Genomic DNA, 26,162 nt, shown 5'->3' with positions numbered 1-26,162 from the left:
GTGCTGTTACTGCCTGCTGTCCGCTGTGCTAGATACCGAGCTCGTTCTCGATGAAGTCGAAGAGCTCGTCGGGCGTGGCTTCCTGGAGCTTGTCGGCCACGGCCTCGCCGCTCGAATGGGCTTGGGGTTCACCCCACTTCGCCAGGAGGGCCTGGAGGCGCGAGGCGATGTCGGCGCGCGTTCCGCCGTCCGGGTCGAGGACGGAGAGCGCGGATTCGAGCTTCTCCAGTTCCGCGATGCCGGGCGCGGCCGCGGCGCTTCCGTCCTGGACGATCTCGGCCCGCAGGAAGTCGGCGAGGACGGCCGGGGTCGGGTGGTCGAAGACCAGCGTGGCCGGGAGCTTCAGCCCGGTGGCGGCGTTCAGGCGGTTGCGCAGTTCCAGGGCGATCAGGGAGTCGAAGCCGAGCTCCTTGAACGCGCGGCCCGCGCCCACCTCGTCGGTACCGGCGTGGCCCAGCGCGGTCGCCGCGTGGGTGCGCACCAGTTCCAGTACGGCCAGGGCCTGTTCGGCCTGCGGCATCACCGTCAGCCGTCGGCGCAGCGCCTCGCCCGGAGCCCCGGGCGCGCCCGCGTCCCCGTCGCCGGCGGCCGGGGCCGCCTGCGCGAGCCGGCGGACCTCGGGCAGGTCGCCGAGGAACGGGCTGGGCCGCACCGCGGTGTAGCCGGGCGTGAACCGCTCCCACTGGATGTCGGCGACGGCCACGGCCGGATCGGCGTGGTCCAGGGCCTGCTGGAGCGCCCGGATCGCGGAGCGCGGCGCCATGGCCGGCACCCCGCCGCGGTCGAGGCGTTCGCCGATGGCGCCGCCCGCGGCCAGTCCGCTGTCGCCCCAGCGGCCCCAGGCCACGGAGGTGGCGGGCAGGCCGTCGGCGTACCGCTGCTCGGCGAGCGCGTCCAGGTAGGAGTTGGCGGCGGCGTAGTTGCCCTGCCCGGCGTCACCGAGGGTGCCGGCGACTCCGGAGAACAGGACGAACGCCGACAGGTCCAGGTCGCGGGTCAGCTCGTGGAGGGTGAGCGCCGCGTCCGCCTTGGGGGCGAGTACGGTCGCGAACCGCTCCGGCGTCAGGCCGTCGATCACCCCGTCGTCGAGGACGCCGGCGGTGTGCACGACGGCGGTCAGCGGCTGCTCCGCGGGCACGGAGGCCAGCAGTGCGGCGACGGCGTCCCGGTCGGCCATGTCGCAGGCGGAGATCGTGACCCGGGCGCCGAGCGCGGCCAGTTCCTGGCGGAGTGCGGCGGCGCCGGGCGCGCCGTCCCCGCGCCGGCTGGTCAGGATCAGGTGCTCGGCGCCGTTCTCGGCGAGCCAGCGGGCGACGTGGGCGCCGAGGGCGCCCGTACCGCCGGTGACGAGCGTGGTGCCGCGCGGCTTCCAGGCGGGCGCGAGGGGCGCGTCGGCGAGGGAGGCGTGGACCAGCCGCCGGCCGAAGAGGCCGGAGGGGCGCAGCGCCACCTGGTCCTCGGACCCGTCACCGGCCAGCACCCCGACGAGCCGTTCGAGGGTCCGCTCGTCGGCCTGCGCGGGCAGGTCGAGCAGACCGCCCCAGCGGTCGGGGAACTCCAGGGCGGCGGTGCGGCCGAAGCCCCACAGGAGTGCCTGTGCCGGGTCCTGGAGCCGCTCGGAGCGGGCCACCGACACGGCGCCGCGGGTGAGGCACCACAGCGGTGCGGACACGTGCGCGTCGCCGAGGGCCTGGACGAGGGCGGCGGTGTGGAGCAGTCCGGTGTGCTCGCGCAGCGCGGCGCCGTCGCTGTCGGCGAGGGCGAGGAGGGAGAGGACGCCGGCGGGGGCGGTGTCCCCTCCGATGGCGGCCTCGATGGCGGCGGTGAGCGCGTCGCGGTGGCCTGCGTCGGCGGCAACGGTGACGCTACGGACCTCCGCGCCGCGTTCGGCGAGCGTGCGCAGCACGGCGGCGGCCGTTTCACCGGCCGGCCCGGTCAGGGCTTCGGGTACGGCGACGAGCCAGGTCCCCGAGAGCCGCGTGGGAGCGGCTTCGGCCAGCGCCTTCCAGGTGACGCGGTAGCGCCAGCCGTCGGCGGTGGACTGCTCGCGGCTCTCGCGCCGCCAGGAGGACAGGGCGGGGAGCAGGGCGGTCAGCGGCTGACCGTCCTCGATGTGCAGTTCGGCGGTGAGGGCGGCGAGGTCCTCGCGCTCGACGGCGTCCCAGAAGCGGGCGTCGAGCGCGTTCTCGGCCGACGGCGCCTCGGCGTCGACGGGCACGGCCTCGGGCCAGAACCGCTGCGACTGGAAGGCGTAGGTGGGCAGGTCGACGCGCTGTGCGCCCGTTCCGGCGAACACGGCGTCCCAGTCCACCGCCACACCACGTACGTACGCCTCGCCCAGGGAGAGCCAGAACCGCTCCAGACCGCCCTCATTACGGCGCAGGGAACCGAGTACGGCGGCCTCGCGGCCCGCGTCCTCGACGGTCTCCTGCAGGCCCACCGTCAGCACCGGGTGCGGGCTGGACTCGATGAACACACCGAACCCCTGATCGAGCAGCGTCCGCGTGGCCCCCTCCAGCTCCACCGTCTGACGCAGATTCCGGAACCAGTACCCGCCGTCCAGCTCGGGGCCCTCGACCCACTCACCGGTAACGGTCGACAGGAACGGAACCCGCGCCTCCCGCGGTGTAATCGGCGCGAGCAGCGTGTCGAGCTCCTCCCGCAGCAACTCCACCTGCGCGGAGTGCGAGGCGTAGTCCACCGCGATCCGCCGCGCACGGACCCCGTCCGCCTCACACGCCGCCAGGAACTCCTCCAGCGCCTCGACCTCACCCGAGACCACCACCGACGACGGCCCGTTCACCGCGGCGACGGAGATCCGCTCCTCACCCCACGGGGCGATCCGCTCACGCACCTCGCCAGCGGCCAGCGGCACCGACACCATGCCGCCCAGCCCCGCCAGCACCCGGCCGATCGCCTGCGACCGCAGCGCCACCACGCGGGCCGCGTCCTCCAGCGACAAGATCCCCGCCACACACGCCGCGGCGATCTCACCCTGCGAATGCCCGATCACCGCACCCGGACGCACACCCGCCGCGCTCCACACCTCGGCCAGCGACACCATCACCGCGAACAACGCCGGCTGCACCACATCCACCCGGTCGAGAGAGGGCGCGCCTTCGACGGCCCGGAGCACATCCACCAACGACCAGTCGGTGAAGGGCTCCAGCGCCTTCGCACACTCTTCCACCCGGGTTGCAAACACGGGTGAAGCGTCCAACAGCGCTTCCGCCATTCCCACCCATTGCGACCCCTGTCCGGGGAACACGAACGCGGTCTTCCCCCCGATGACCGCCCCCTGGACGAACAGGGGTGCGGTGCCTCCGGCGGCCAGGGTGGCGAGCCCCGCGAGGTGTTCCTCCCGGTTCCCGCCGATCACCACGGCGCGCCGGTCATGGGCCGTGCGGGTGGTGGCCAGCGAGTGGCCGATATCGCTGCTTCGCAGGTCAGGACGGGTGGCGAGGTGGTTCAGCAGGCGGTCCGCCTGGGCGTGGAGCGCCTTCTCGGTCTTGGCCGTGAGCGGCCAGGGCAGCGGGGCCCGGTGCTCGGAGCCGTTCTCCTGCGGGGTCGGGGCGGCGAGTAGGGGGTGGGGTGCCGGCGGTACGGGTGCCCCCTGCGCGCCGGGGTCGTCGAACCCCTGCTCGGCCGGGGCCCGCTCGATGATGACATGGGCGTTCGTACCGCTGAACCCGAACGAGGAAACACCCGCGCGCCAGGGCCGGTCACCGGTCTCGGGCCAGGCCCGCTGCTCGGTCAGCAGGTCGACCTCGCCCGCGCTCCAGTCGACGTGCGGGGTCGGCTCGGCGATGTGGATGCTCTGCGGCAGTACGCCGTGCCGCATGGACAGGACGACCTTCATCACGCCGGCGACGCCGGCGGCGGCCTGCGCGTGGCCGATGTTGGATTTGATCGAGCCGAGCAGCAGCGGGCGGCCCTCGGGCCGGTCCTGGCCGTAGGTGGCCAGGAGGGCCTGCGCCTCGATCGGGTCGCCGAGCGTCGTACCCGTGCCGTGGGCCTCCACGACGTCGACCTCGGCGGGGGTCAGCCGGGCGTTGGCGAGGGCCTGACGGATGACGCGCTGCTGGGACGGGCCGTTGGGGGCGGTCAGGCCGTTGGAGGCGCCGTCCTGGTTGATGGCCGTACCGCGGATGACGGCGAGGACGGGGTGGCCGTTGCGCCGTGCGTCCGACAGGCGCTCGACGAGCAGCATGCCGACGCCCTCGGCCGGGCTGAAGCCGTCGGCGTCGGAGGAGAAGGCCTTGCAGCGGCCGTCGGTGGACAGGCCGCGCTGGCGGCTGAACTCGATGAAGGTGCCGGGCGTGGACATGACCGTCACCCCGCCGGCCAGGGCCAGGGAGCACTCCCCCGACCGCAGCGCCTGCACCGCGAGGTGGAGGGCGACGAGGGAGGCCGAGCAGGCGGTGTCGACGGTGACCGCCGGGCCCTCCAGGCCGAAGGTGTAGGAGAGCCGGCCCGAGACGACGCTGCCCGCGCTGCCGGTGGCCAGGTGCCCTTCGAGGCCCTCGGTGGCGGCGCCCCTGACGAGGTGGGAGTAGTCGGAGCCGTTGGTGCCGACGAACACGCCGGACTGGCTGCCGCGCAGGGTCTCCGGATCGATCCCGGCCCGCTCGAACGTCTCCCAGGAGGTCTCCAGCAGGAGCCGCTGCTGCGGGTCCATGGCGAGGGCCTCGCGCGGGGATATGCCGAAGAACGCCGGGTCGAAGGAGGCCGCGTCGGCGAGGAAGCCGCCCTCGCGGGTGTAGGAGGTGCCCTGGGCGTCGGGGTCGGGGTTGTAGAGCGCCTCGACGTCCCAGCCGCGGTCGGCGGGGAACTGGGAGAGCGCGTCGCCGCCGCCGACCAGCAGTTGCCAGAGCTCCTCGGGGCTGCGCACCCCGCCGGGGAAGCGGCAGCTCATCGCGACGAGGGCGATCGGCTCGGCGTCGCCCCCGGGGGCCGCGCCGGCGGCGGTCGGCGCGGGCGTGGTGCCGCCCGCCGCGCCCTGACCGGCGAGTTCGGTCCGCAGGTGGCGGGCGAGCACGGTGGGGGTCGGGTAGTCGAAGACGAGGGTGGGCGGCAGCTTGAGGCCGGCGGCGGCGTTGAGCCGGTTGCGCAGCTCGACGGAGGTGAGGGAGTCGAAGCCGAGCTCCTTGAAGGCCCGGCCGGCCTCCACCGCGTCGGGGCCGGCGTAGCCGAGGACGGCGGCGACGGCGGTGCGGACCAGGTCCAGCAGCAGCCGTTCCTGTTCGGCCTCGGGCTGACCGGCGAGCTGCCGGACGAGGACGGCCGCGTTGCCGGTGTCCTCGGCGGTGTCGCCTCGGCCGCTCTCCAGGGCCTGGCGCGCCTCGGGCAGGTCGTGCAGCAGGGGGCGGGCGCGACCGGCGGTGAAGGCGAGGACGAAGCGCTTCCAGTCCATGTCCGCGACGGTCAGGGTGGTCTCGTCGCGGTCGAGGGCGTGCCGCAGGGCGCTGACGGCGCGTTCGGGGTCCATCTCGATGACGCCGTGGCGGCGCATCCGGTCCCCCACGGCGCCTTCGGCCATGCCCCCGTCGCCCCAGGGTCCCCAGGCGAGGGAGGTGGCGGGCAGGCCCTCGGCGCGCCGGTACTCGGCGAACGCGTCGAGGAAGGCGTTGCCCGGCGCGTAGTTGCCCTGGCCGGGGGCGCCGAAGGTGGCGGCGAAGGAGGAGAAGAGGACGAACGCCGACAGGTCCAGCTCGCGGGTCAGCTCGTGCAGGTGCAGGGTCGCATCGACCTTGACCCGCAGGACCCGCTCGATCTGGTCGGGGGTGAGCGTCTCGATGACGCCGTCGTCGAGGACGGCGGCGGTGTGGACGACTGCGGTCAGGGGCCGGTCGGCCGGGACGGCGGCGATCAGCTCGGCGAGCGCCTCGCGGTCACTGACGTCACAGGCGGCCAGGGTGACCCGGGCCCCGAGCGCGGTCAGCTCCTCGCGCAGCTCGGCCGCGCCCGGCGCCTCCTCCCCGCGCCGGCTGGTCAGCACCAGGTGCTCGGCACCGTTCGCCGCGAGCCAGCGCGCCACGTGCGCACCGAGGGCGCCCGTACCACCGGTCACCAGCGTGGTCCCGGCCGGACGCCACTCCCGCACCACCGGAGCCTCGGCCAGCCGCGCCCGCACCAGACGACGCACGAACAACCCCGAGGACCGCACCGCGACCTGGTCCTCGGCCGCATCACCGGCCAGCACCCCCACCAGCCGCTCCAGGACACGACCATCGACCTCGGCGGGCAGGTCGACCAGACCGCCCCACCGCTCGCCGTGTTCCAGGGCCGTCACCCGACCGAGGCCCCAGACCGGGGCCTGTGCGGGGTCGGTCCGCCGGTCGGAGCGGCCCACGGAGACGGCTGCCCGGGTGACGCACCACAGCGGGGCGGTCACCTCGGCGTCACCGAGGGCCTGGACGAGGGACAGGGTGGCGATCACTCCGGCGGGCGCGGCCTCGCCGATCGGCTCCGCGTCGCTGCCGACGGGGGTCAGCAGCGAGAGCACGCCCGCCACGGCGGGACCGTCGGCGAGCGCCTCCCGGATCAGCCCGGCCAGCTCGGCCCGGGCGTCGTGGGTGCCGGGGACGGCGATCTGCCGGACGTCGGCGCCGTGTTCGGCGAGGGCGTGCAGGACGGCGGCGGCCTGCTCCGCGTCGGCCGGCGCCTGCGGGACCGCGACCAGCCAGGTTCCGTCGAGGCGGGTGGCGGCGGGCTCGGGAGCGGGCTTCCAGGTGATCCGGTAGCGCCAGCCGTCGACCGTGGAGCGCTCCTGGCTCTGGCGCCGCCAGGAGGACAGCGCGGGCAGGAGGGCGGCGAGCGACTCGTCCGCGTCGATGTCCAGCTCCGCCGTGAGGGCGGCGACGTCGTGGCGCTCGACGGCCTCCCAGAAGCGGGCGTCGACCGCGTCGACGGGGTGTGCGGCGGTGTCGGCGTCCTCGACGGTGCCGCTCTCCAGCCAGAAGTGATCCTGCTGGAAGGCGTAGGTGGGCAGGTCGACGCGCTGTGCGCCCGTTCCGGCGAACACGGCGTCCCAGTCCACGGCCACACCGCGTACGTAGGCCTCACCCAGGGAGAGCCAGAACCGCTCCAGACCGCCCTCGTCACGCCGCAGGGACCCCAGGACTGCGGCCTCCCGGCCGGAATCCTCGGCCGTCTCCTGCAGCCCGACCGACAGCACCGGATGCGGGCTGGACTCGATGAACACACCGAACCCCTGATCAAGCAGCGTCCGCGTGGCCCCCTCCAGCTCCACCGTCTGACGCAGATTCCGGAACCAGTACCCGCCGTCCAGCTCGGGCCCCTTGATCCACTCCCCCGTCACCGTGGACAGGAACGGAACCGCCGCATCCCGCGGCTCGATCGGCGCAAGCAGCGTGTCCAGCTCCTCCCGCAGCAACTCCACCTGCGCGGAGTGCGAGGCGTAGTCCACCGCGATCCGCCGCGCACGGACCCCGTCCGCCTCGCACGCGGCCAGGAACTCCTCCAGCGCCTCGACCTCGCCCGAGACCACCACCGACGACGGCCCGTTCACCGCGGCGACGGAGATCCGCTCCTCACCCCACGGCGCGATGCGCTCGCGCACCTCGGCACCGGCCAGCGGCACGGACACCATGCCGCCCAGTCCCGCCAGCACCCGGCCGATCGCCTGCGACCGCAGCGCCACCACACGCGCCGCGTCCTCCAGCGACAAGATCCCCGCCACACACGCCGCAGCGATCTCACCCTGCGAATGCCCGATCACCGCACCCGGACGCACACCCGCCGCACCCCACACCTCGGCCAGCGACACCATCACCGCGAACAACGCCGGCTGCACCACATCCACCCGGTCGAGGGAGGGCGCGCCGTCGGCGGCCCGGAGCACATCCACCAACGACCAGTCGGTGAAGGGCTCCAGCGCCTTCGCACACTCCCCGATCCGCGCCGCGAACACCGGCGAGGACTCCAGCAGCCCCGCCGCCATCCCCAACCACTGCGAACCCTGACCCGGGAACACGAACACCGTCTTCCCGGAGCTCACCGAACCCGACACCACACCGGCAGCCAGCGCACCCGAAGCCACCGCCCGCACACCCGCCGCATGATCCCCGAGCACCACCGCCCGATGCTCCAGACCCGCACGCGACGAAGCCAACGACCAGCCCACATCCACCGGATCCACATCCGCCAGACCCGGCAGACCCGCCAACCGCTCCGCCTGCGCACGCAACGCCGCCGCACTCTTGCCCGACAGCACCCACGGCACCACCGGCATACCCGACCGCGCCCCAACCCCCGAAGCCCCCGAAGCCTCCGAAGCCTCCGAGGCCTCCACCGGCTCCGGCGCCTGCTCCACGATCACATGCGCGTTCGTCCCGCTGAACCCGAACGACGACACACCCGCACGACGCGGACGGTCCGTCTCCGGCCAGTCGCGGGTCTCGCCGATGAGGGAGACGGCGCCCGCCTCCCAGTCGACGTGCGGGGTGGGCTCGTCCAGGTGGAGCGTCTTCGGTACGACGCCGTGGCGCATCGCCTCGACCATCTTGATGATGCTCGCGACGCCCGCGGCGGCCTGCGTGTGACCGATGTTCGACTTGATCGAGCCGAGCAGCAGCGGCCGGTCGGCCGGCCGGTCCTGGCCGTAGGTGGCCAGGACGGCCTGGGCCTCGATCGGGTCGCCCAGGGTGGTGCCGGTGCCGTGCGCCTCGACCACGTCCACGTCGGCGGCCGCCAGCCGGGCGTTGGTGAGGGCCTGGTGGATCACGCGCTGCTGCGAGGGGCCGTTGGGGGCGGTGAGGCCGTTGGAGGCGCCGTCCTGGTTGATGGCGCTGCCGCGGATCACGGCCAGGACGGGGTGCCCGTTGCGCTGGGCGTCGGACAGGCGCTCCACGAGGAGCATGCCGACGCCCTCGCCCCAGCCGGTGCCGTCGGCCGCGGCCGCGAAGGGCTTGCAGCGGCCGTCGGAGGCCAGGCCGCGCTGGCGGCTGAACTCGGTGAAGGTGGCCGGGGTCGCCATGACGGTGACACCTCCGGCCAGGGCCATGGTGCACTCGCCCGCCCGCAGGGCCTGCACGGCGAGGTGCAGGGTGACCAGGGAGGACGAGCAGGCGGTGTCGACGGTGACCGCCGGGCCCTCCAGCCCGAAGGTGTAGGCCACGCGGCCCGAGGCGATGCTCCCGGAGCTGCCCGTGCCGAGGAAGCCCTCGACGCCCTCGGGTACGGAGTCCAGGCGGGCGGTGTAGTCGTGGTACATCACGCCGGCGAAGACGGCCGTCCGGCTGCCGCGCTGGGACGTCGGGTCGATGCCGGCCCGCTCGAACGCCTCCCACGAGGTCTCCAGCAGCAGCCGCTGCTGCGGGTCCATCGCCATCGCCTCGCGCGGGGAGATCCCGAAGGGCGCGGGGTCGAAGCGGGCGGCGTCGTAGAGGAAGCCGCCCTCGCTGACGTAGCTGGATCCGGCGCTGTCGGGGTCGGCGTCGTAGAGCGTCTCCACGTCCCAGCCGCGGTCCGCCGGGAAGCCCGAGACGGCGTCACGGCCGTCGGCGACGAGCCGCCACAGGTCGTCGGGGGTGCGGACACCGCCCGGATAGCGGCAGCTCATCGCGACGATCGCGATGGGCTCCTGGTTCTGTTCCTCGACCTCGCGCAACCGCCTGCGGGCCTGGCGCAGATCGGCGGTCGCCCGCTTGAGGTAGTCGCGAAGCTTGTCCTCGTTCACCATGTGCGTGGGCTCCATGCCAGAAGGCGGTCGTACGGGTCTGTCCGTGGTGGTCGGTGGCGCCGGGGCGGGGCGGGGGAAGCCCCCCGCCCCGCCCCGGCGGTCTCACGGCGCGTCGCTCAGGAGGCGCCGAGTTCGTCGTCGAGCAGGTCGAACAGCTCGTCGTCGGTGGCCGTGTCGAGGTCGTCGTCGCCGTCCTCGTCGGCCGCGGTGCGGCCGGTGTCCTGGCCCGCGCCCCACTTGGCCATGAGGGCCTGGAGGCGCATCGTGATCCGCGAGCGGGTGACGCTGTCCGCGTCCGCCGCCTCCGCCGCACCCAACGCGGCTTCCAGCCGGTCGAGTTCGCCGAAGACGGTGGGTCCGTCCGCGTCGAGGGAGAGGGCGGAGCGCAGGTATCCGGCGAGCTGCTCGGGGGTCGGGTGGTCGAAGATGAGCGTGGCCGGAAGGCGCAGGCCGGTGGCGGCGCCGAGCCGGTTGCGCAGCTCGACCGCCGTCAGCGAGTCGAAGCCCAGCTCCTTGAACGCGCTGCCCGGCGCGATGGCGGCCGCGCCGCTGTGGCCCAGGACCTGGGCGACGTGCGTGCAGACCGTATCGAGCAGGACCCGGTCCCGTTCGGCGGGCGGCAGTTGGGCCAGCCGCTCGGCCGTCGAGCCGGGGGCGTCCGCGGCCGCCCCGCCGTTCGCCCTGCGGCGTACGGGGGCGCGGAGCAGGCCGCGCAGCAGCGGTGCGACGTGGTCGCCGGCCTGGGCCTGGAGCGCCGCCAGGTCGATCCGGGCGGGCACGAGCAGGCCGGTGCCCGCCGGGTCGCCGGTTTCGGGCCGGGCCGTCGGCGTCCGCAGCGCGGCGTCGAAGAGGGCCAGTCCGTCGGCGGGCGACAGGGCGTTCATGCTGCCGCGGCTCAGGCGCTGCCGGTCCTGGTCGTCCAGGGTCGAACCCATGCCGGCCTCGTCGTCCCACAGGCCCCAGGCGAGCGAGAGGCCCGCCAGGCCGTGGGCCCGGCGGTGCTGGGCGAGGGCGTCGAGGAAGGTGTTGCCGGCCGCGTAGTTGGCCTGTCCTGCATTGCCGAACACGCCGGCCGCCGAGGAGAACAGGACGAACGCGGCCAGGTCGAGGTGCCGGGTCAGTTCGTGCAGGTTCCAGGCCGCGGTGGCCTTGGGCCGCAGCACCGTCGCGATCCGCTCGGGGGTGAGCGAGGTGACGGTGCCGTCGTCGAGCACACCGGCGGTGTGCACGACGGCCGTCAGCGGGTGCTCGTGCGGTACGGAGTCCAGCAGTGCGGCCAGGGCGTCCCGGTCGGCCGCGTCGCAGGCCGCCCAGGTGACCTGGGCCCCCGCACCGGTGAGCGCGTCGGCGAGTTCGCCGGCTCCGGCCGCCTCGGCGCCGCGCCGACTGGTGAGCAGCAGGTGCCGCACCCCGTGCTCGGCGACGAGGTGCCGGGCGAGCAGGCCGCCGAGGGTGCCGGTGGCCCCGGTGATCAGGACCGTGCCCTCGGGGTCCGGCAGGGCGGGCGGGCCGTCCGCCGGGGCGGTGGGGGCGGCGCGGGCCAGCCGGGGTACGCGTACGGCCCCTTCGCGCAGGGCGAGTTGGGTCTCGTCGGTGGCGAGGGCGGCCGGCAGGGCCTCGTGGGAGGCGTCCTGGCCGTCGAGGTCGACCAGGACGAACCGGTCGGGGTGCTCGGCCTGGGCCGAGCGCACCAGGCCCCACACCGCCGCGTGCGCGAGGTCGGTCACGTCCTCGCCGGAGTCCGTGGAGACGGCGCCCCGGGTGACGACCGCGAGCCGGGATCCGGCGAACCGCTCGTCCGCCAGCCAGCCCTGTACGAGGGCCAGCGCGTGCCCGGTCGCGGTGTGCGCGGCGGCCGCCGCGGGCGGGGCGGCGAGGTCGGGGGCCAGGGAGACGAGGACCGTCTCCGGCACCGGCTCCCCCAGGGCCCCGGCCAGGTCGAAGGCTTCGCCGAGGGCGTCCAGTTCGGGGTGGGTCACCCCGGCCGGGTCCTCCAGCAGCCCGGCCCGTTCCAGCCCGGCGCCCGCCTTCAGCGGATCGGCGCCCAGCAGTGCCCACGGCCCGCCGGAGCGCACCGGGGTGTCGGGCAGTGCCAGGGCGGTCCAGTCGATCCGGAAGAGCGCGTCGCGCACGGGGCCCGCGCCGGGCCCGCCGGCGGCGGTGAAGCCGTCGGCGGCCAGGGGGCGCAGGACGAGCGAGTCGACGGTCAGGACGGGCTGTCCGGTGCCGTCCCACAGGGTCAGTGCCACCGCGTCCCGGCCGGCCGGTGCCATCCGTACGCGCAGGGCGGCGGCCCCGGCGGCGTGCAGTCGTACGCCGTCCCACGAGAAGGGCAGTCGTGCGCCCGCCGGGCCGTCGGGGAAGAACTCCCCGAGTCCGACGGCGTGCAGGGCGGCGTCGAGCAGCGCCGGGTGCAGCCCGTAGGGGGCCGCCTCCGCGAGGCGGTCCTCGGCGAGGGCCACTTCGGCGTACACCTCGTCCGCGAGCCGGTAGGCCCGGCGCAGGTTGCGGAAGGCGGGGCCGTAGCCGAGACCGATGGAGTCGAAGCCGGGGTAGAGCTCGTCCACGGCACACTCGACGGAGCCGGCCGGGGGCCACTGCTCAAGGGTCTCCGCGTCGGCGTCCTGGGACCCGGGGGCCAGGACGCCGTCGGCGTGCCGGGTCCACGGCCCGTCGGGGGCGCTGTCCTCGGGGCGCGAGTACACCTGGAAGGGCCGGCGGCCGGTCGGGTCCGGCTCGGCCACGGCGAGCCGCAGCTGAGTCCCGCCCGACTCGGGGAGCACCAGGGGCGCTTCGAGCGTGAGGTCGTCCAGGCGGCCGCAGCCCGCGTGGTCGCCGGCCCGGACGGCCAGTTCCACCAGCGCGGCGCCCGGCACCAGGACGGCTCCGGCGACGCGGTGGTCGGCCAGCCAGGGGTGGGTGCGCAGCGAGAGCCGCCCGGTGAAGAGGAACCCGTCCGAGTCGGGCAGGTCGACCGCGGCCCCGAGGAGGGGGTGGGCGGTCGCGCCGAGTCCGGCGGAGGCGACGTCGCCCGCGAGGGCGTGTACGGGGGCCTCCAGCCAGTACCGCTGCCGCTGGAAGGCGTAGGTCGGCAGGTCGACGCGGCGGGCGCCGGTGCCGGTGAAGTACGCGCTCCAGTCGACGCTGACGCCGCGCAGGTGCGCCTGGGCCAGGGCGGAGGCGAGGGCGGCCTCTTCGGGACGGTCCGCGCGCAGGACGGGGAGGCCGGCCGCCCCTTCCTGGGCGAGGGCCTCTTGCGCGAGGGCGGAGAGGACTCCGTCGGGGCCGAGTTCGAGGTACGTGGTGACCCCGGCGGCCTCCAGGGCGCGGATGCCGTCGAGGAAGCGGACCGCCTCGCGGACGTGGCGGACCCAGAACTCGGCCGAGCCCATCTCGTCGGAGACCAGGGCACCGGTCAGGTTCGAGACCACCGGAATGCGCGGGGCGGCGAAGGTGATGCCCTGCACGACCTGGCGGAAGTCGTCCAGCATGCCGTCCATGTGCGGCGAGTGGAACGCGTGGCTCACCGTCAGCCGCTTGGACTTCCGGTCCGGGAAGGCTTCCACGACAGCGACGGCTGCGTCCTCGTCACCGGCGATCACGACCGAACGCGGACCGTTGATCGCGGCGATGCTCACCCGGTCCGTCAGCAGCGGCAGGACCTCGTCCTCCAAAGCCTCCAGAGCGATCATCACACCACCGGCGGGCAGGGCCTGCATCAGCCGCCCGCGGGCGGACACGAGCGTGCACGCGTCGTCCAGCGACAGGACCCCCGCCACATGCGCGGCAGCGATCTCACCGACCGAATGCCCGGACACGAAGTCCGGCTTCACACCCCACGACTCCAGCAGCCGGAACAGCGCCACCTCAACGGCGAACAACGCCGGCTGGGCGTACTCCGTCCGGTCCAGCAGGGCGGCATCCGAACCGAACAGCGCTTCCTTCAGCGGGAGTTCAAACCGCGCGCACACCTCGTCCAGCGCGGCGGCGAACACCGGCTGAGCCTCGTACAGCTCACGCCCCATCCCGAGACGCTGACTGCCCTGACCCGTGAACAGGAAGGCGAGCTTCCCGCCGACCGGCGAGCCTTCCCATACGCCCGGCGCCCACTCGCCCTCTGCGAGCGCGCCCAGGCCTGCCAGGAAGCCTTCGCGGTCGTCCGCGACGACGGCGGCCCGCCGGTCCAGGGCGGTCCTGGTCGTGGCGAGGGAGCGGCCGATGTCGGCCGGGGACAGGTCCGGGTGGTCGGTCACGTGCGCCGCCAGCCGGGCGGCCTGGTCGGCCAGGGCCTGCGGGTCCTTCGCCGACAGGAGCCACGGCAGGCTGCCGGGCGTCCGCGTCGCGGCTTCGGCCGGGCCGGAGGCCGGCGGCTCGGGGGCCTGCTCGATGACGGCGTGGGCGTTGGTACCGCTGAAGCCGAAGGAGGAGATCGCGGCGCGGCGCGGCCGGCCCGTCTCCGGCCAGGCGGTGGCCGACTCCAGGAGCGAGACCGCTCCCGCCGTCCAGTCCACGTGCGGGGTGGGCTCGTCCACGTGCAGGGTCCTGGGCAGGACGCCGTGCCGCATCGCCATGATCATCTTGATCACGCCGGCGACACCGGCGGCGGCCTGCGTGTGGCCCATGTTGGACTTGATCGAGCCCAGCAGCAGCGGACGGTCCGCCGCCCGGTCCTGGCCGTACGTGGCCAGCAGCGCCTGCGCTTCGATCGGGTCGCCGAGCGTCGTGCCCGTTCCGTGCGCCTCGACGGCGTCCACCTCGGCGGCGGACAGACCGGCGTTGGCCAGGGCCTGGCGGATGACACGCTGCTGGGACGGGCCGTTGGGGGCGGTCAGCCCGTTGGAGGCGCCGTCCTGATTGATCGCCGTCCCCCGGACCACGGCGAGCACGGGGTGCCCGTTGCGGCGGGCGTCGGACAGACGCTCCACCAGCAGGACGCCTGCGCCCTCGGCCCAGCCCGTGCCGTCGGCACCGGCGGAGAAGGCCTTGCAGCGGCCGTCGGAGGCCAGTCCGCGCTGGCGGCTGAACTCCACGAAGGCCGCGGGGGTCGCCATCACGGTCACGCCGCCCGCCAGGGCGAGCGAGCACTCCCCCTGCCGCAGTGCCTGCACCGCGAGGTGCAGGGCCACCAGTGAGGAGGAGCAGGCCGTGTCGATGGTGACCGCCGGGCCCTCCAGGCCGAACGTGTAGGAGAGCCGGCCGGAGATGACGCTGCCCGCGTTGCCCGTGCCCAGGAAGCCCTCGACGCCCTCGGGCAGGGCCGCGAGCCGGGAGGCGTATTCGTGGTACATGACGCCGGCGAAGACGCCGGTCCGGCTGCCGCGCAGGGAGCGGGGGTCGATGCCGGCCCGCTCGAAGGCCTCCCACGAGGTCTCCAGCAGCAGGCGCTGCTGCGGGTCCATCGCGACGGCCTCGCGCGGCGAGATCCCGAAGAACGCCGGGTCGAAGGCGGAGGCGTCGGCGAGGAAGCCGCCCTCGCGGGCGTAGCTCGTGCCTTCCCGGCCCGGGTCGGCGTCGAAGAGGCCGTCGACGTCCCAGCCGCGGTCGTCGGGGAACCCGGACACCACGTCGCGGCCCTCCAGCACCAGCCGCCACAGGTCCTCGGGTGACTGCACGTCCCCGGGGTAGCGGCAGCCCAGGCCGACGATCGCGATGGGCTCGTCGTCCCGCAGGGCGACGGCGGCCGGTGCGGCGGGCGCGGCGGGGGCCGCGCCGAGCAGTTCGGTCCGCAGGTGCTCGGCGAGCACCGCCGAGGTCGGGTAGTCGAACACGAGGGTGGCGGGCAGGCGCAGGCCGGTGGCGGCGCCGAGCAGGTTGCGCAGTTCGACGGCGGTCAGCGAGTCGAAGCCGAGCTCGCGGAAGGACCGGTCGGCCTCGACCGCCTCGGGCCCGGCGTAGCCGAGCACCCCGGCGACCTGCGTACGCACCAGGTCCAGTACGCGGGCCTCCTGCTCGGCGGCCGACAGGCCTGCGAGGGCGCCGGCCGGCGTGTCACCGGCGGCGGCCGCAGCTCCGGCGGCCCGGCGGGTCGGCGTACGGACGAGGCCGGAGAGCAGCGGCGACAGCATGCCGCCGCCCGCCTGGGCGCGGAGCGCGGCCAGGTCCAGCTTGACGGGCGCCAGCAGCGCCTGGCCGGAGGCGCAGGCGGTGTCGAACAGGGCCAGACCCTCGGCCGGCGACAGGGCGTTGACCCCACCACGACCCATGCGCGAAACGTCCTCGGCGTCCAGCGCACCACCCATACCGCCCACCTCGGCCCACAGACCCCAGGCGAGGGAGGTCGCGGCCAGGCCCTGGGCCCGGCGGTGGGCGGCGAGGGCGTCCAGGAAGGTGTTGGCAGCCGCGTAGTTGGCCTGGCCCGCGCCGCCGAACACACCAGCGGCCGAGGAGAACAGGACGAACGCGGACAGGTCGAGACCAGCGGTCAGCTCGTGCAGGTTCCACGCCGCGTCCACCTTCGGACGCAACACCGCCGACAACCGCTCGGCCGTCAGAGAGCCCACGACACCGTCGTCCAGAACACCGGCCGTGTGCACCACCGCCGACAACGGACGCTCGGCCGGAATGCCAGCCAGCACACCGGCCAGCGCCTCCCGGTCAGCGACGTCACACGCCGCCCACGCCACCTCGGCACCCAGCTCAGCCAGCTCCGCCGACAGCTCGGCGGCACCCGAGGCCGCCTCACCACGACGGCTCACCAACAGCAGGTGGCGTACGCCGTGCTCGGCCACCAGGTGCCGGGCGAACAGACCACCCAGCGAACCACTCGCACCCGTGACGAGGACCGTGCCCCCGGCATCCCACGCAGGAGCCGCGTCAGCCACGACCGCAGCCCGCGCCAGCCTCGGCACCAGCACCGAACCGCCACGCACCGCCACCTCGGACTCACCCGAAGCCAGGGCAGCCACGAGCGCCTGCTCGGGCAGGGGCGCGCCGTCCTCGTCCAGGTCGACCAGGGCGAACCGGCCGGGGTGTTCGGTGGCGGCGGAGCGGAGCAGGCCGACGAGGGCTGCGCCCGCGAGGTCGCGGACGGGCCCGGCGGGGTCCTGTGCCGGAACGGCGCCCCGGCTGACGAAGACGAGCCGCGAGGAGTCGAACCGCTCCTCGGCGAGCCAGGCCCGGACGAGGGCGAGCCCCTCGGCCGTCCTGGTGTGCACCGCGGCCGGCAGCCCGGCCCCGGTGGCACGGTCCCCGGCGGCCGGGTCCGGGGCGGCGATGAAGACCAGCTCCGGCACCTCGGCGCCGGAGGCCGCCAGCTCGGTGAGGTCCGCGTACGCGGGGCCTTCCAGGCCGGGGACCGGCCCGCCCACCACGGCGGGTGCGGCGCCGGCCGGAGCCGTCCGCCCCGGGGACAGCGGCGTCCAGTCGATCCGGAAGAGGGAGTCGGGGCGGCCGTCGCGGGCCGCCTCGCCGATCTGCCCGGACGAGAGGGTCCGCAGGGACAGGGAGTCCACCGAGGCGACGGGGCGCCCGGCGGGGTCGGCCAGTTCGAGCGAGACCGCGCCGGACCCGGCGGAAGCCAGCCGGACCCGTACGGCGGTGGCCCCGCTCGCGTGGAGCCGTACGCCGGTCCACGCGAAGGGCAGCCGGGCTCCCTGGGCGTCGCCGAGGTCCGGGCCCGCCGCGAGGGCGGGGTCGAGGGCGAGGGTGTGCAGGGCGGAGTCGAACAGGGCGGGGTGGAGCCCGTACGCGTCGGCGTCGCTCTGCGCGCCCGTCGGCAGGGCGAGTTCGGCGAAGAGTTCGCCGTCCCGGCGCCAGGCCGTGCGCAGGCCACGGAACAGGGGTCCGTAGCCGAGGCCGGAGGCGTCGAGCAGCGCGTAGGCCTCCTCCACGGGGGCCGGGACCGCTCCGGTCGGCGGCCAGGTGGCGAGGTCGGCGCCGGCCGGGCGGACCTCGTCCGCGAGGAGTCCGGCTGCGTGCCGGAGCCAGGGCCCGTCCTCCGTGTCGGCCGGGCGGGAGTACACGGCGACCGGGCGGAGCCCGGAAGCGTCGGGCGCCCCCACCGTGACCTGTACCCGGACGGCCTCGCCCGAGTCGGGGAGGACCAGCGGCGCCTGGAGCGTCAGCTCTTCGAGGGCCGGGGCCGCGACCCGCTCTCCGGCGTGCAGGGCCAGCTCGACGAAGGCCGTGCCGGGCACCAGGACGGAGCCCGTGACGGCGTGGTCCGCGAGCCAGGGGTGGGTGCGCAGCGAGAGGCGGCCGGTCAGTACGCAGCCGTCGGCGTCCGCGAGGGACACCGCCGCGCCGAGCAGGGGGTGTCCGGCGGCCGCGAGGCCGAGGCCGTTGGCGTCGGCGGGCAGCGGGGTGCCGGGCTCGGGCCAGTAGCGCTCGCGCTGGAAGGGGTAGGTGGGCAGGTCGACGCGGCGTGCGCCGGCCGGGGCGAAGTGGGCGTGCCAGTCGATCGCCGCGCCGCGTACGTGGGCCCGGGCGAGGGCCGTGGCGAGGGTCTGCGCCTCGGGCCGGTCGGCGCGCAGCGTGGGGGCGAAGGCGGCGGCGGCGCGGTCGGTGACGCACTCGTGGGCGAGGGCGGACAGGGTGCCGTCGGGGCCGAGTTCGAGGTACGTGGCGACCCCGGCGGCTTCCAGGGCGCGGATGCCGTCCAGGAAGCGGACCGCTTCACGGACGTGGCGGACCCAGAACTCCGCCGATCCCATCTCGTCGGTGACGAGGGCGCCGGTCAGGTTGGAGACGACCGGGATCCGCGGGCTCTCGTACGTGAGCCCCTCCGCGACCCGGCGGAAGTCGTCCAGCATGCCGTCCATGTGCGGCGAGTGGAACGCGTGGCTGACGGTCAGCCGCTTGGACTTCCGGTCGGGGAAGGCTTCCACGACAGCGACGGCAGCGTCCTCGTCACCGGCGATCACGACCGAACGCGGACCGTTGATCGCGGCGATGCTCACCCGGTCGGTCAGCAGCGGCAGGACCTCGTCCTCCGAAGCCTGCACCGCGATCATCACGCCACCGGCCGGCAGCGCCTGCATCAGCCGCCCGCGGGCGGAGACCAGGGCGCACGCGTCGGCGAGGGAGAGGACGCCGGCGACGTGCGCCGCCGCTATCTCGCCGATGGAGTGCCCCGCGACGAAGTCCGGGGTGACGCCCCAGGACGCGAGGAGCCGGAAGAGCGCGACCTCGACGGCGAACAGCCCCGGCTGGGCGTACTCGGTCCGGTTGAGCAGCTCCGCGTCCGTCCCGAACAGGACGTCCTTGAGCGGCAGTTCGAGGTCGAGTCGGGCGCAGACCGCGTCGAAGGCGGCGGCGAACACCGGCTGGGCGTCGTACAGTTCGCGGCCGGCGTCGAGGCGCTGGCTGCCCTGACCGGTGAACAGGAAGGCGGTGCGGCCGCCCTTGCGGACGGTGTCGCGGGTCAGGCCGCGGGCCGGCCGGCCGGCGGCGAGCGCGTCGAGGGCGGTGGCGGCCGTGGCCAGGTCCTTCGCCACGATCACGGCGCGGTGGTCGAAGCCGGCCCGGGTGGTGGCCAGGGAGTAGGCGAGGTCGGCGGGCGCGAGGTCGGGGTGGGCGGCCAGGTGGGCGCTCAGGGCGCGGGCCCGGTCGGCGAGGGCCTGCTCGGTGCGGCCCGAGAGCGGCAGCGGCAGTGCCGGGAGGGCCCGGACGGGGTCGGCGGCCGGGGGCTGTTCGGCGTCCGGGGCCTGCTCGATGATGGTGTGGGCGTTGGTGCCGCTGATGCCGAACGAGGACACGCCGGCCCGGCGCGGACGCCCGGTCTCCGGCCACGGAACCGACTCGGTGAGCAGGCTGACGGCGCCTGCCGACCAGTCCACGTGCGGCGACGGTCGCTGCGCGTGCAGGGTCTTGGGCAGGACGCCGTGGCGCATCGCCATGACCATCTTGATGATCCCGGCGACGCCGGCGGCGGCCTGGGTGTGCCCCAGGTTCGACTTGACGGAGCCCAGCAGCAGCGGCTGCCCCTCGGGCCGGTCCTGGCCGTAGGTGGCCAGGAGGGCCTGCGCCTCGATCGGGTCACCGAGGGTGGTACCGGTACCGTGCGCCTCGACCGCGTCCACCTCGGCGGCCGACAGGCCCGCACTGGCCAGCGCCGCGCGGATCACCCGCTGCTGCGACGGCCCGTTCGGGGCCGTCAGGCCGTTGCTCGCACCGTCCTGGTTGACGGCCGAACCCCGCACCACCGCCAGCACCGGATGCCCGTTGCGACGCGCGTCCGACAGCCGCTCCACGAGCAGCATGCCCACGCCCTCACCCCAGCCCGTACCGTCGGCGTCGGCCGAGAAGGCGCGGCAGCGGCCGTCGGCCGACAGGCCGCGCTGGCGGCTGAAGCCGACGAAGGTGCCCGGGGTGGCCATGACGGTGACACCGCCGGCCAGGGCCAGGTCGCATTCGCCGGTGCGCAGGGCCTGGATCGCCATGTGGAGGGCGATCAGCGAGGAGGAGCAGGCGGTGTCGATGGTGACGGCCGGGCCTTCGAGCCCGAAGGTGTACGAGACGCGTCCCGAGGCGATGCTGCCCGTGCTGCCGGAGCCCAACGAGCCGTCGGCGCCGTCGGCGGACCGTTCCAGCAGGGCGGCGTAGTCGTGGTACATGACGCCCGCGAACACGCCGGTGCGGCTGCCGCGCACGCCGGCGGGGTCGATCCCGGCCCGCTCGAAGGCCTCCCAGGTGGTCTCCAGCAGCAGCCGCTGCTGGGGGTCGGTACCGACGGCCTCGCGCGGGCTGATCCCGAAGAACGTCGGGTCGAAGGCGGCGGCGTCGTGCAGGAAGCCGCCGTGGCGGGTGTACGAGGTGCCGGGGTGGTCGGGGTCGGGGTGGTAGAGGTTCTCGACGTCCCAGCCCCGGTCGGAGGGGAAGCCGGTGATGGCGTCGCCGCCGCTCTCCAGCAGCCGCCACAGCTCCTCGGGGGTGGTGACGCCACCGGGGTAACGGCAGCTCATCGCCACGATGGCGATCGGATCGTCCTCGCCGCCCGCGGCACCGGTGCCGGGCGTGGCGGCCGCGTCCTGGGACGCGGCGGCCCCTCCGCCGAGTTCGGCGGCCAGGTGGCGGGCCAGGGCGGTGGAGGTGGGGTGGTCGAAGACCAGGGTGGCGGGCAGCCGGCGGCCGACGGCCGCGCCGAGCCGGTTGCGCAGCTCTACGGCGGTCAGCGAGTCGAAGCCCAGTTCGCTGAAGGCGGCTCCGGCTTCGACGGCGTCCGGGCTGCCGTGGCCCAGTACGTCGGCGACGTGGCCGAGCACCAGGTCGAGGAGCAGCCGTTCGCGCCCGGCGGTGTCGAGGCCGACGAGGCGCCGTTCCAGCGCGGACAGGTCCTGCCCGGTGGCGCCGGCGCTCGCGGCCGTACGGCGTACGGGGGTGCGGACCAGCCCGCGCAGCAGCGGGGCGACGAGCGTTCCGGGGGCGGGCGGGGCCAGCCGCATCGGCACGAGGAGGGCAATGCCCGCTCCGCCCGCGGTGGCGGTGTCCGCAGCGGCATCCGTGCCGGTCGCGGCGAGGGCGTCGGCGAGGTCGAGGAGGGCCAGTCCGTCGGAGGCGGTCAGTCCCTGCACTCCCCCGCGCTTCATCCGGTCCAGGTCGGCGCGGTCGAGGGCGCCGGCCATGCCCTCGGTGTCGTCCCACAGGCCCCAGGCCAGGGAGACGGCCGGGAGGCCCTGGGCGCGGCGGTGCTGGGCGAGGGCGTCCAGGAAGGTGTTGGCGGCGGCGTAGTTGCCCTGCCCGGGTGCGCCGAAGACGCCGGCGGCGGAGGAGAAGAGCACGAACGCCGACAGGTCGAGGCCGCGGGTGAGTTCGTGGAGGTGGAGGGCCGCGTCGGCCTTGGGCCGCAGGACGGTGTCGAGGCGTTCGGGCGTCAGCGAGTCGATGACTCCGTCGTCCAGGACGCCTGCGGTGTGGACGACCGCGCGCAGCGGCCGGTCGGCGGGGACGGTGGCCAGCGCGGCGGCGAGGGCCTCCCGGTCGGCGGCGTCGCACGCCGACCAGGTCACCCGTGCGCCGAGGCCGGTGAGTTCGCTCGTCAGCTCCGCGGCGCCGGGCGCGGTGTCGCCGCGGCGGCTCAGCAGCAGCAGGTTCCGTACGCCGCGCTCGGCGACGAGGTGGCGTGCGACGAGCCGGCCGAGGGTGCCGGCGGCTCCGGTGATCAGGACGGTGTCCTCGGCGCCGTACGCGGGCGCCCCGGCCAGGGTGCTGCCCGCGGCGGCGGGGACGCGGGCCAGGCGGGGGGCGTGGGCGGCGCCTTCGCGCAGGGCGAGCTGAGGCTCCGGGGAGGCGAGGACGGAGGCCAGGACGGCCGCGGTCGGCTCGGCCGGTACGCCGGAGGCGTCGGTGCCGTCGGTGTCGTCGGTGTCGAGGAGGACGAAGCGGCCCGGGTGCTCGGACTGGGCCGAGCGCACCAGGCCCCAGACGGCGGCGGAGACGGGGTCGGGAACCCGGTCGCCGGTGCGGACGGCGACCGAGCCCCCGGTCAGGAGGACGAGCCTGCTGTCCGCGAGCCGGTCGTCGGCGAGCCAGCGGCGCAGCAGCCGCAGCGTGCCGTGCGCGGCCGCGCGGACGGCGCCGGGGGTCGGCTCGGGCGCGGCGGGCAGGCGCACGAGGACGGTGTCCGGGACGGGCCCGGCGGCGGTGTGGGCAGCGTCGAGGGCGGCGGCGAGCGCGTCGGCCGCGTCGGGTCCGTCGAGCAGCAGCGGGCGTACGTCCGCGCCGGTGGGGGCGGGGAGGTCCAGCGGGGTCCACGCCACCTGGAACAGGCGGTCGTGGGGGCCGCCGGTGGCGGTCGCCGGCCGGTCGGCCGAGACGGCGCGCAGGGTGAGCGAGGCGATCTCGGCGACGGGCTGCCCGGTGCCGTCGGCGAGCGCCAGCGACACGGCGTCCGGTCCGGCCTTGGCCAGGCGTACGCGCAGGGCCGAGGCGCCCACGGCGTGCAGGGCCACTCCGGTCCAGGAGAACGGCAGCCGGCCGCCGTCGGCGTCCGGCACGAGGCCGCCGAGTCCGATGGAGTGCAGGGCGGCGTCGAGGAGGGCGGGGTGCAGGCCGAACAGGGCGGTGTCGCCTCGCTGTTCGTCCGAGGCCTCGATCTCCGCGTAGACCTCGTCGCCGCTGGTCCAGGCGGCGCGGACGCCTTGGAAGGCGGGCCCGTAGTGGAGTCCGGCCTCCGCGAGCCGGGAGTACAGGTCGTCGACGGGCAGGGGGGTGGCGTCGGCCGGCGGCCAGGCGGCGGGGGCGAAGGACGGCTGCGGGGCGCCGGTGGCGAGGACGCCGTCCGCGTGCCGGGTCCACGGCAGTTCGGCCGTGTCGGCTGCGGCGTCGGCGTCGGGTTCGGGGCGGGAGTGCACGCCGAGGGGGCGGTGTCCGGCGGCGTCGGGGGCGCCCACCCACAGCTGGAACTGGACCCCGCCGTCCGGGGGCAGGACGAGGGGTGCGTGGAGGGTGAGTTCCTCCAGGAGGTCGCAGCCGACCTGGTCTCCGGCGCGGATCGCCAGCTCCACGAAGGCGCTGCCGGGCAGGACGACGGATCCGCCCACGGCGTGGTCGGCGAGCCAGGGGTGGGTGTCCAGGGAGAGCCGGCCGGTGTAGAGGAACCCGTCGAGGTCGGCGAGGGCTACGGCGGCGCCGAGCAGGGGGTGGCCCGCCGTGCCGAGGCCGGCGGCGGACACGTCGCCCGGGGGGCGTCCGGCGTCGAGCCAGTAGGGCTCGCGCTGGAAGGCGTAGGTGGGCAGGTCGACGCGCTCGAAGCCGGTGCCGGCGTAGTACGCGTTCCAGTCCACGGCCGCGCCCCTGACGTGCAGCCGGGCGAGGGCTCCGGTCAGCGTCTCGGTCTCGGGACGGCCGGCGCGCAGGACGGGCACGAAGGCGGCCGTGCCGGAGTCCTCGGGCAGGCAGTCCGGGGCGAGGGCCGAGAGGACGGCGTCCGGGCCGACTTCGAGGAAGTGCACGACGTTGCGGGCGGCGAGGGCCCGGATGCCGTCGTGGAAGCGGACGGCTTCGCGGACGTGGCGGACCCAGAAGTCGGCGGAGCCCATCTCGTCGGTGACGAGGGCGCCGGTCAGGTTGGAGACCACCGGGAGGGCCGGGGCGGCGTACGTGAGCCCCTCCGCGACCCGGCGGAAGTCGGCCAGCATGCCGTCCATGTGCGGCGAGTGGAACGCGTGGCTGACGGTCAGCCGCTTGGACTTCCGGTCGGGGAAAGCTTCCACGACAGCGACGACAGCGTCCTCGTCACCGGCGATCACGACCGAACGCGGACCGTTGACAGCGGCGATGCTCACCCGGTCCGTCAGCAGCGGCAGGACCTCGTCCTCCAAAGCCTCCAGAGCGATCATCACACCACCGGCCGGCAGCGCCTGCATCAGCCGCCCGCGGGCGGACACGAGCGTGCACGCGTCGTCCAGCGACAGGACCCCCGCCACATGCGCGGCAGCGATCTCACCGACCGAATGCCCGGACACGAAGTCGGGCGTGACGCCCCACGAGGCGAGCAGCCGGAACAGCGCCACCTCGACGGCGAACAGCGCCGGCTGGGCGTACTCCGTACGGTCCAGCAGCTCCGCGTCCGTACCGAACAGCACCTCCCTCAGCGGGAGTTCCAGCCGCTCGCACACCGCGTCCAGCGCCTGCGCGAACACCGGGAAGGCCTCGTACAGTTCGCGCCCCATCCCGAGGCGCTGGCTGCCCTGACCGGTGAACAGGAAGGCGAGCTTCCCGCCGACCGGGCGGCCCCTGGTGACCCCCGGGGCGGATTCCTCGGGTCCCAGGGCGGCGAGGGACTGCAGGGCGCGGGCCAGTCCGGACCGGTCGGCGGCCGTGAGGACCGCGCGGTGCTCGAAGGCCGTGCGGCCGTTCGCGAGGGAGCGGGCGACGTCGCCGGGGTGCTGCCCGGGGTGGGCTGCCAGGTGCGCGTACAGCTTCGCGGCCTGGGCGCGCAGGGCGGCCGGCGACTTGCCCGAGAGGTTCCACAGGGCCGGTACGGGGACGGCAGCGGCCGCCTCATCGGTGCCCGAGGCGGCGTCCGAGGCGTTGCCCGACGCGGCGTCCGGAACCGCGGCGGGGGCCGGGGCCGCCGCCGCGTCGGGGGCCTGCTCGATGATGGTGTGGGCGTTGGTGCCGCTGATGCCGAACGAGGAGACGCCCGCACGGCGGGGCGCGCCGGTCTCCGGCCACCGCTGGGCCTCGGTGAGCAGCCGGACGGCGCCCTCCGACCAGTCGACGTTCGGGGTGGGCTCGTCCACGTGCAGGGTCGGGGGCAGGACGCCGTGGCGCATCGCCATGACCATCTTGATGATCCCGGCCACGCCGGCGGCGGCCTGGGTGTGGCCGATGTTCGACTTGATGGAGCCGAGCAGCAGCGGCCGGTCCTCGGGCCGGTCCTGGCCGTAGGTGGCCAGCAGGGCCTGGGCCTCGATGGGGTCGCCGAGCGTCGTGCCGGTGCCGTGCGCCTCGACCACGTCGATGTGCGCGGGCGAGAGCCGGGCCCCGGCGAGCGCCTCGCGGATGACGCGCTGCTGGGAGGGCCCGTTGGGGGCGGTCAGGCCGCTGCTGGCGCCGTCCTGGTTGACGGCGGTGCCGCGGACGACGGCGAGGACCGGGTGGCCGTTCGCGCGGGCGGCGGAGAGCCGTTCGAGGACGAGCATGCCGGCGCCCTCGCCCCAGCCGGTGCCGTCGGCGGCGGCCGCGAAGGACTTGCAGCGGCCGTCGCCGGCCAGGCCGCGGTGGCGGCTGAACTCGGTGAAGGTGCCGGGGGTCGACATGACGGTGACGCCGCCGGCGAGGGCGAGGGTGCACTCGCCGCTGCGCAGGGCCTGGACGGCCAGGTGGACGGCGACGAGCGAGGAGGAGCAGGCCGTGTCGACGGTGACGGCCGGGCCCTCCAGGCCGAGGGTGTAGGCGATGCGGCCGGAGGCGATGCTGCCGGAGCTGCCGTTGCCGAGGAAGCCCTCGATCTCCTCGGGGACGCTGAACAGCCGTGCCGCGTAGTCGTGGTACATGAGGCCCGCGAACACGCCGGTGCGGCTGCCGCGCAGGGTGGCGGGGTCGATCCCGGCCCGCTCGAAGGCCTCCCAGGAGGTCTCCAGCAGGAGCCGCTGCTGCGGGTCCATGGCGAGGGCCTCGCGCGGGGAGATCCCGAAGAACGCCGGGTCGAAGTGGTGCGCGTCGTGCAGGAATCCGCCGACCCGCTCGTACTCCTCGATGCCGCTGTCCGGGTCGGGATCGAAGAGGACCTCGGCCGGCCAGCCCCGGTCGGCGGGGTAGGGGGTGACGGCGTCGCCGCCGCGTTCGACGAGTTCCCACAGGGCTTCGGGGGTGTCGATGCCGCCGGGATAGCGGCAGCTCATCGCCACGACCGCGATCGGCTCCTGCTCCCGCTCCTCCACCTCGCGCAGCCGGCGCCGCGCCTCGCGGAGGTCGGCCGTCGCCCGCTTGAGGTAATCGAGGTACTTCTCCTCGTTCACCATTGTCACGCCATCCCCGTCGTCGAAGTGTTCAAGGTCGTCAAGCTCGCGGAGGC

At 75.2% G+C, this 26,162-nt stretch carries 2 protein-coding genes; both read right to left on the bottom strand.

The window, feature by feature from the left end:
- Positions 1-28: 28 nt before the first annotated feature.
- Positions 29-9,703, bottom strand: a complete 9,675-nt coding sequence (locus ABZW32_RS20290; RefSeq protein ID WP_356217718.1) for a type I polyketide synthase — start codon at positions 9,701-9,703, stop codon at positions 29-31.
- A gap of 116 nt (positions 9,704-9,819) precedes the next feature.
- Complete coding sequence (locus ABZW32_RS20285) at positions 9,820-26,109, bottom strand: type I polyketide synthase (protein WP_356217722.1); 16,290 nt, start codon at positions 26,107-26,109, stop codon at positions 9,820-9,822.
- Positions 26,110-26,162 lie beyond the last annotated feature (53 nt).

Source organism: Streptomyces sp. NPDC004667 (genome assembly GCF_040609475.1).
Lineage (GTDB): Bacteria > Actinomycetota > Actinomycetes > Streptomycetales > Streptomycetaceae > Streptomyces.
The sequence above is the reverse complement of the archived record's forward strand: the minus strand, read 5'-3'. Positions and strand labels throughout refer to the sequence as shown.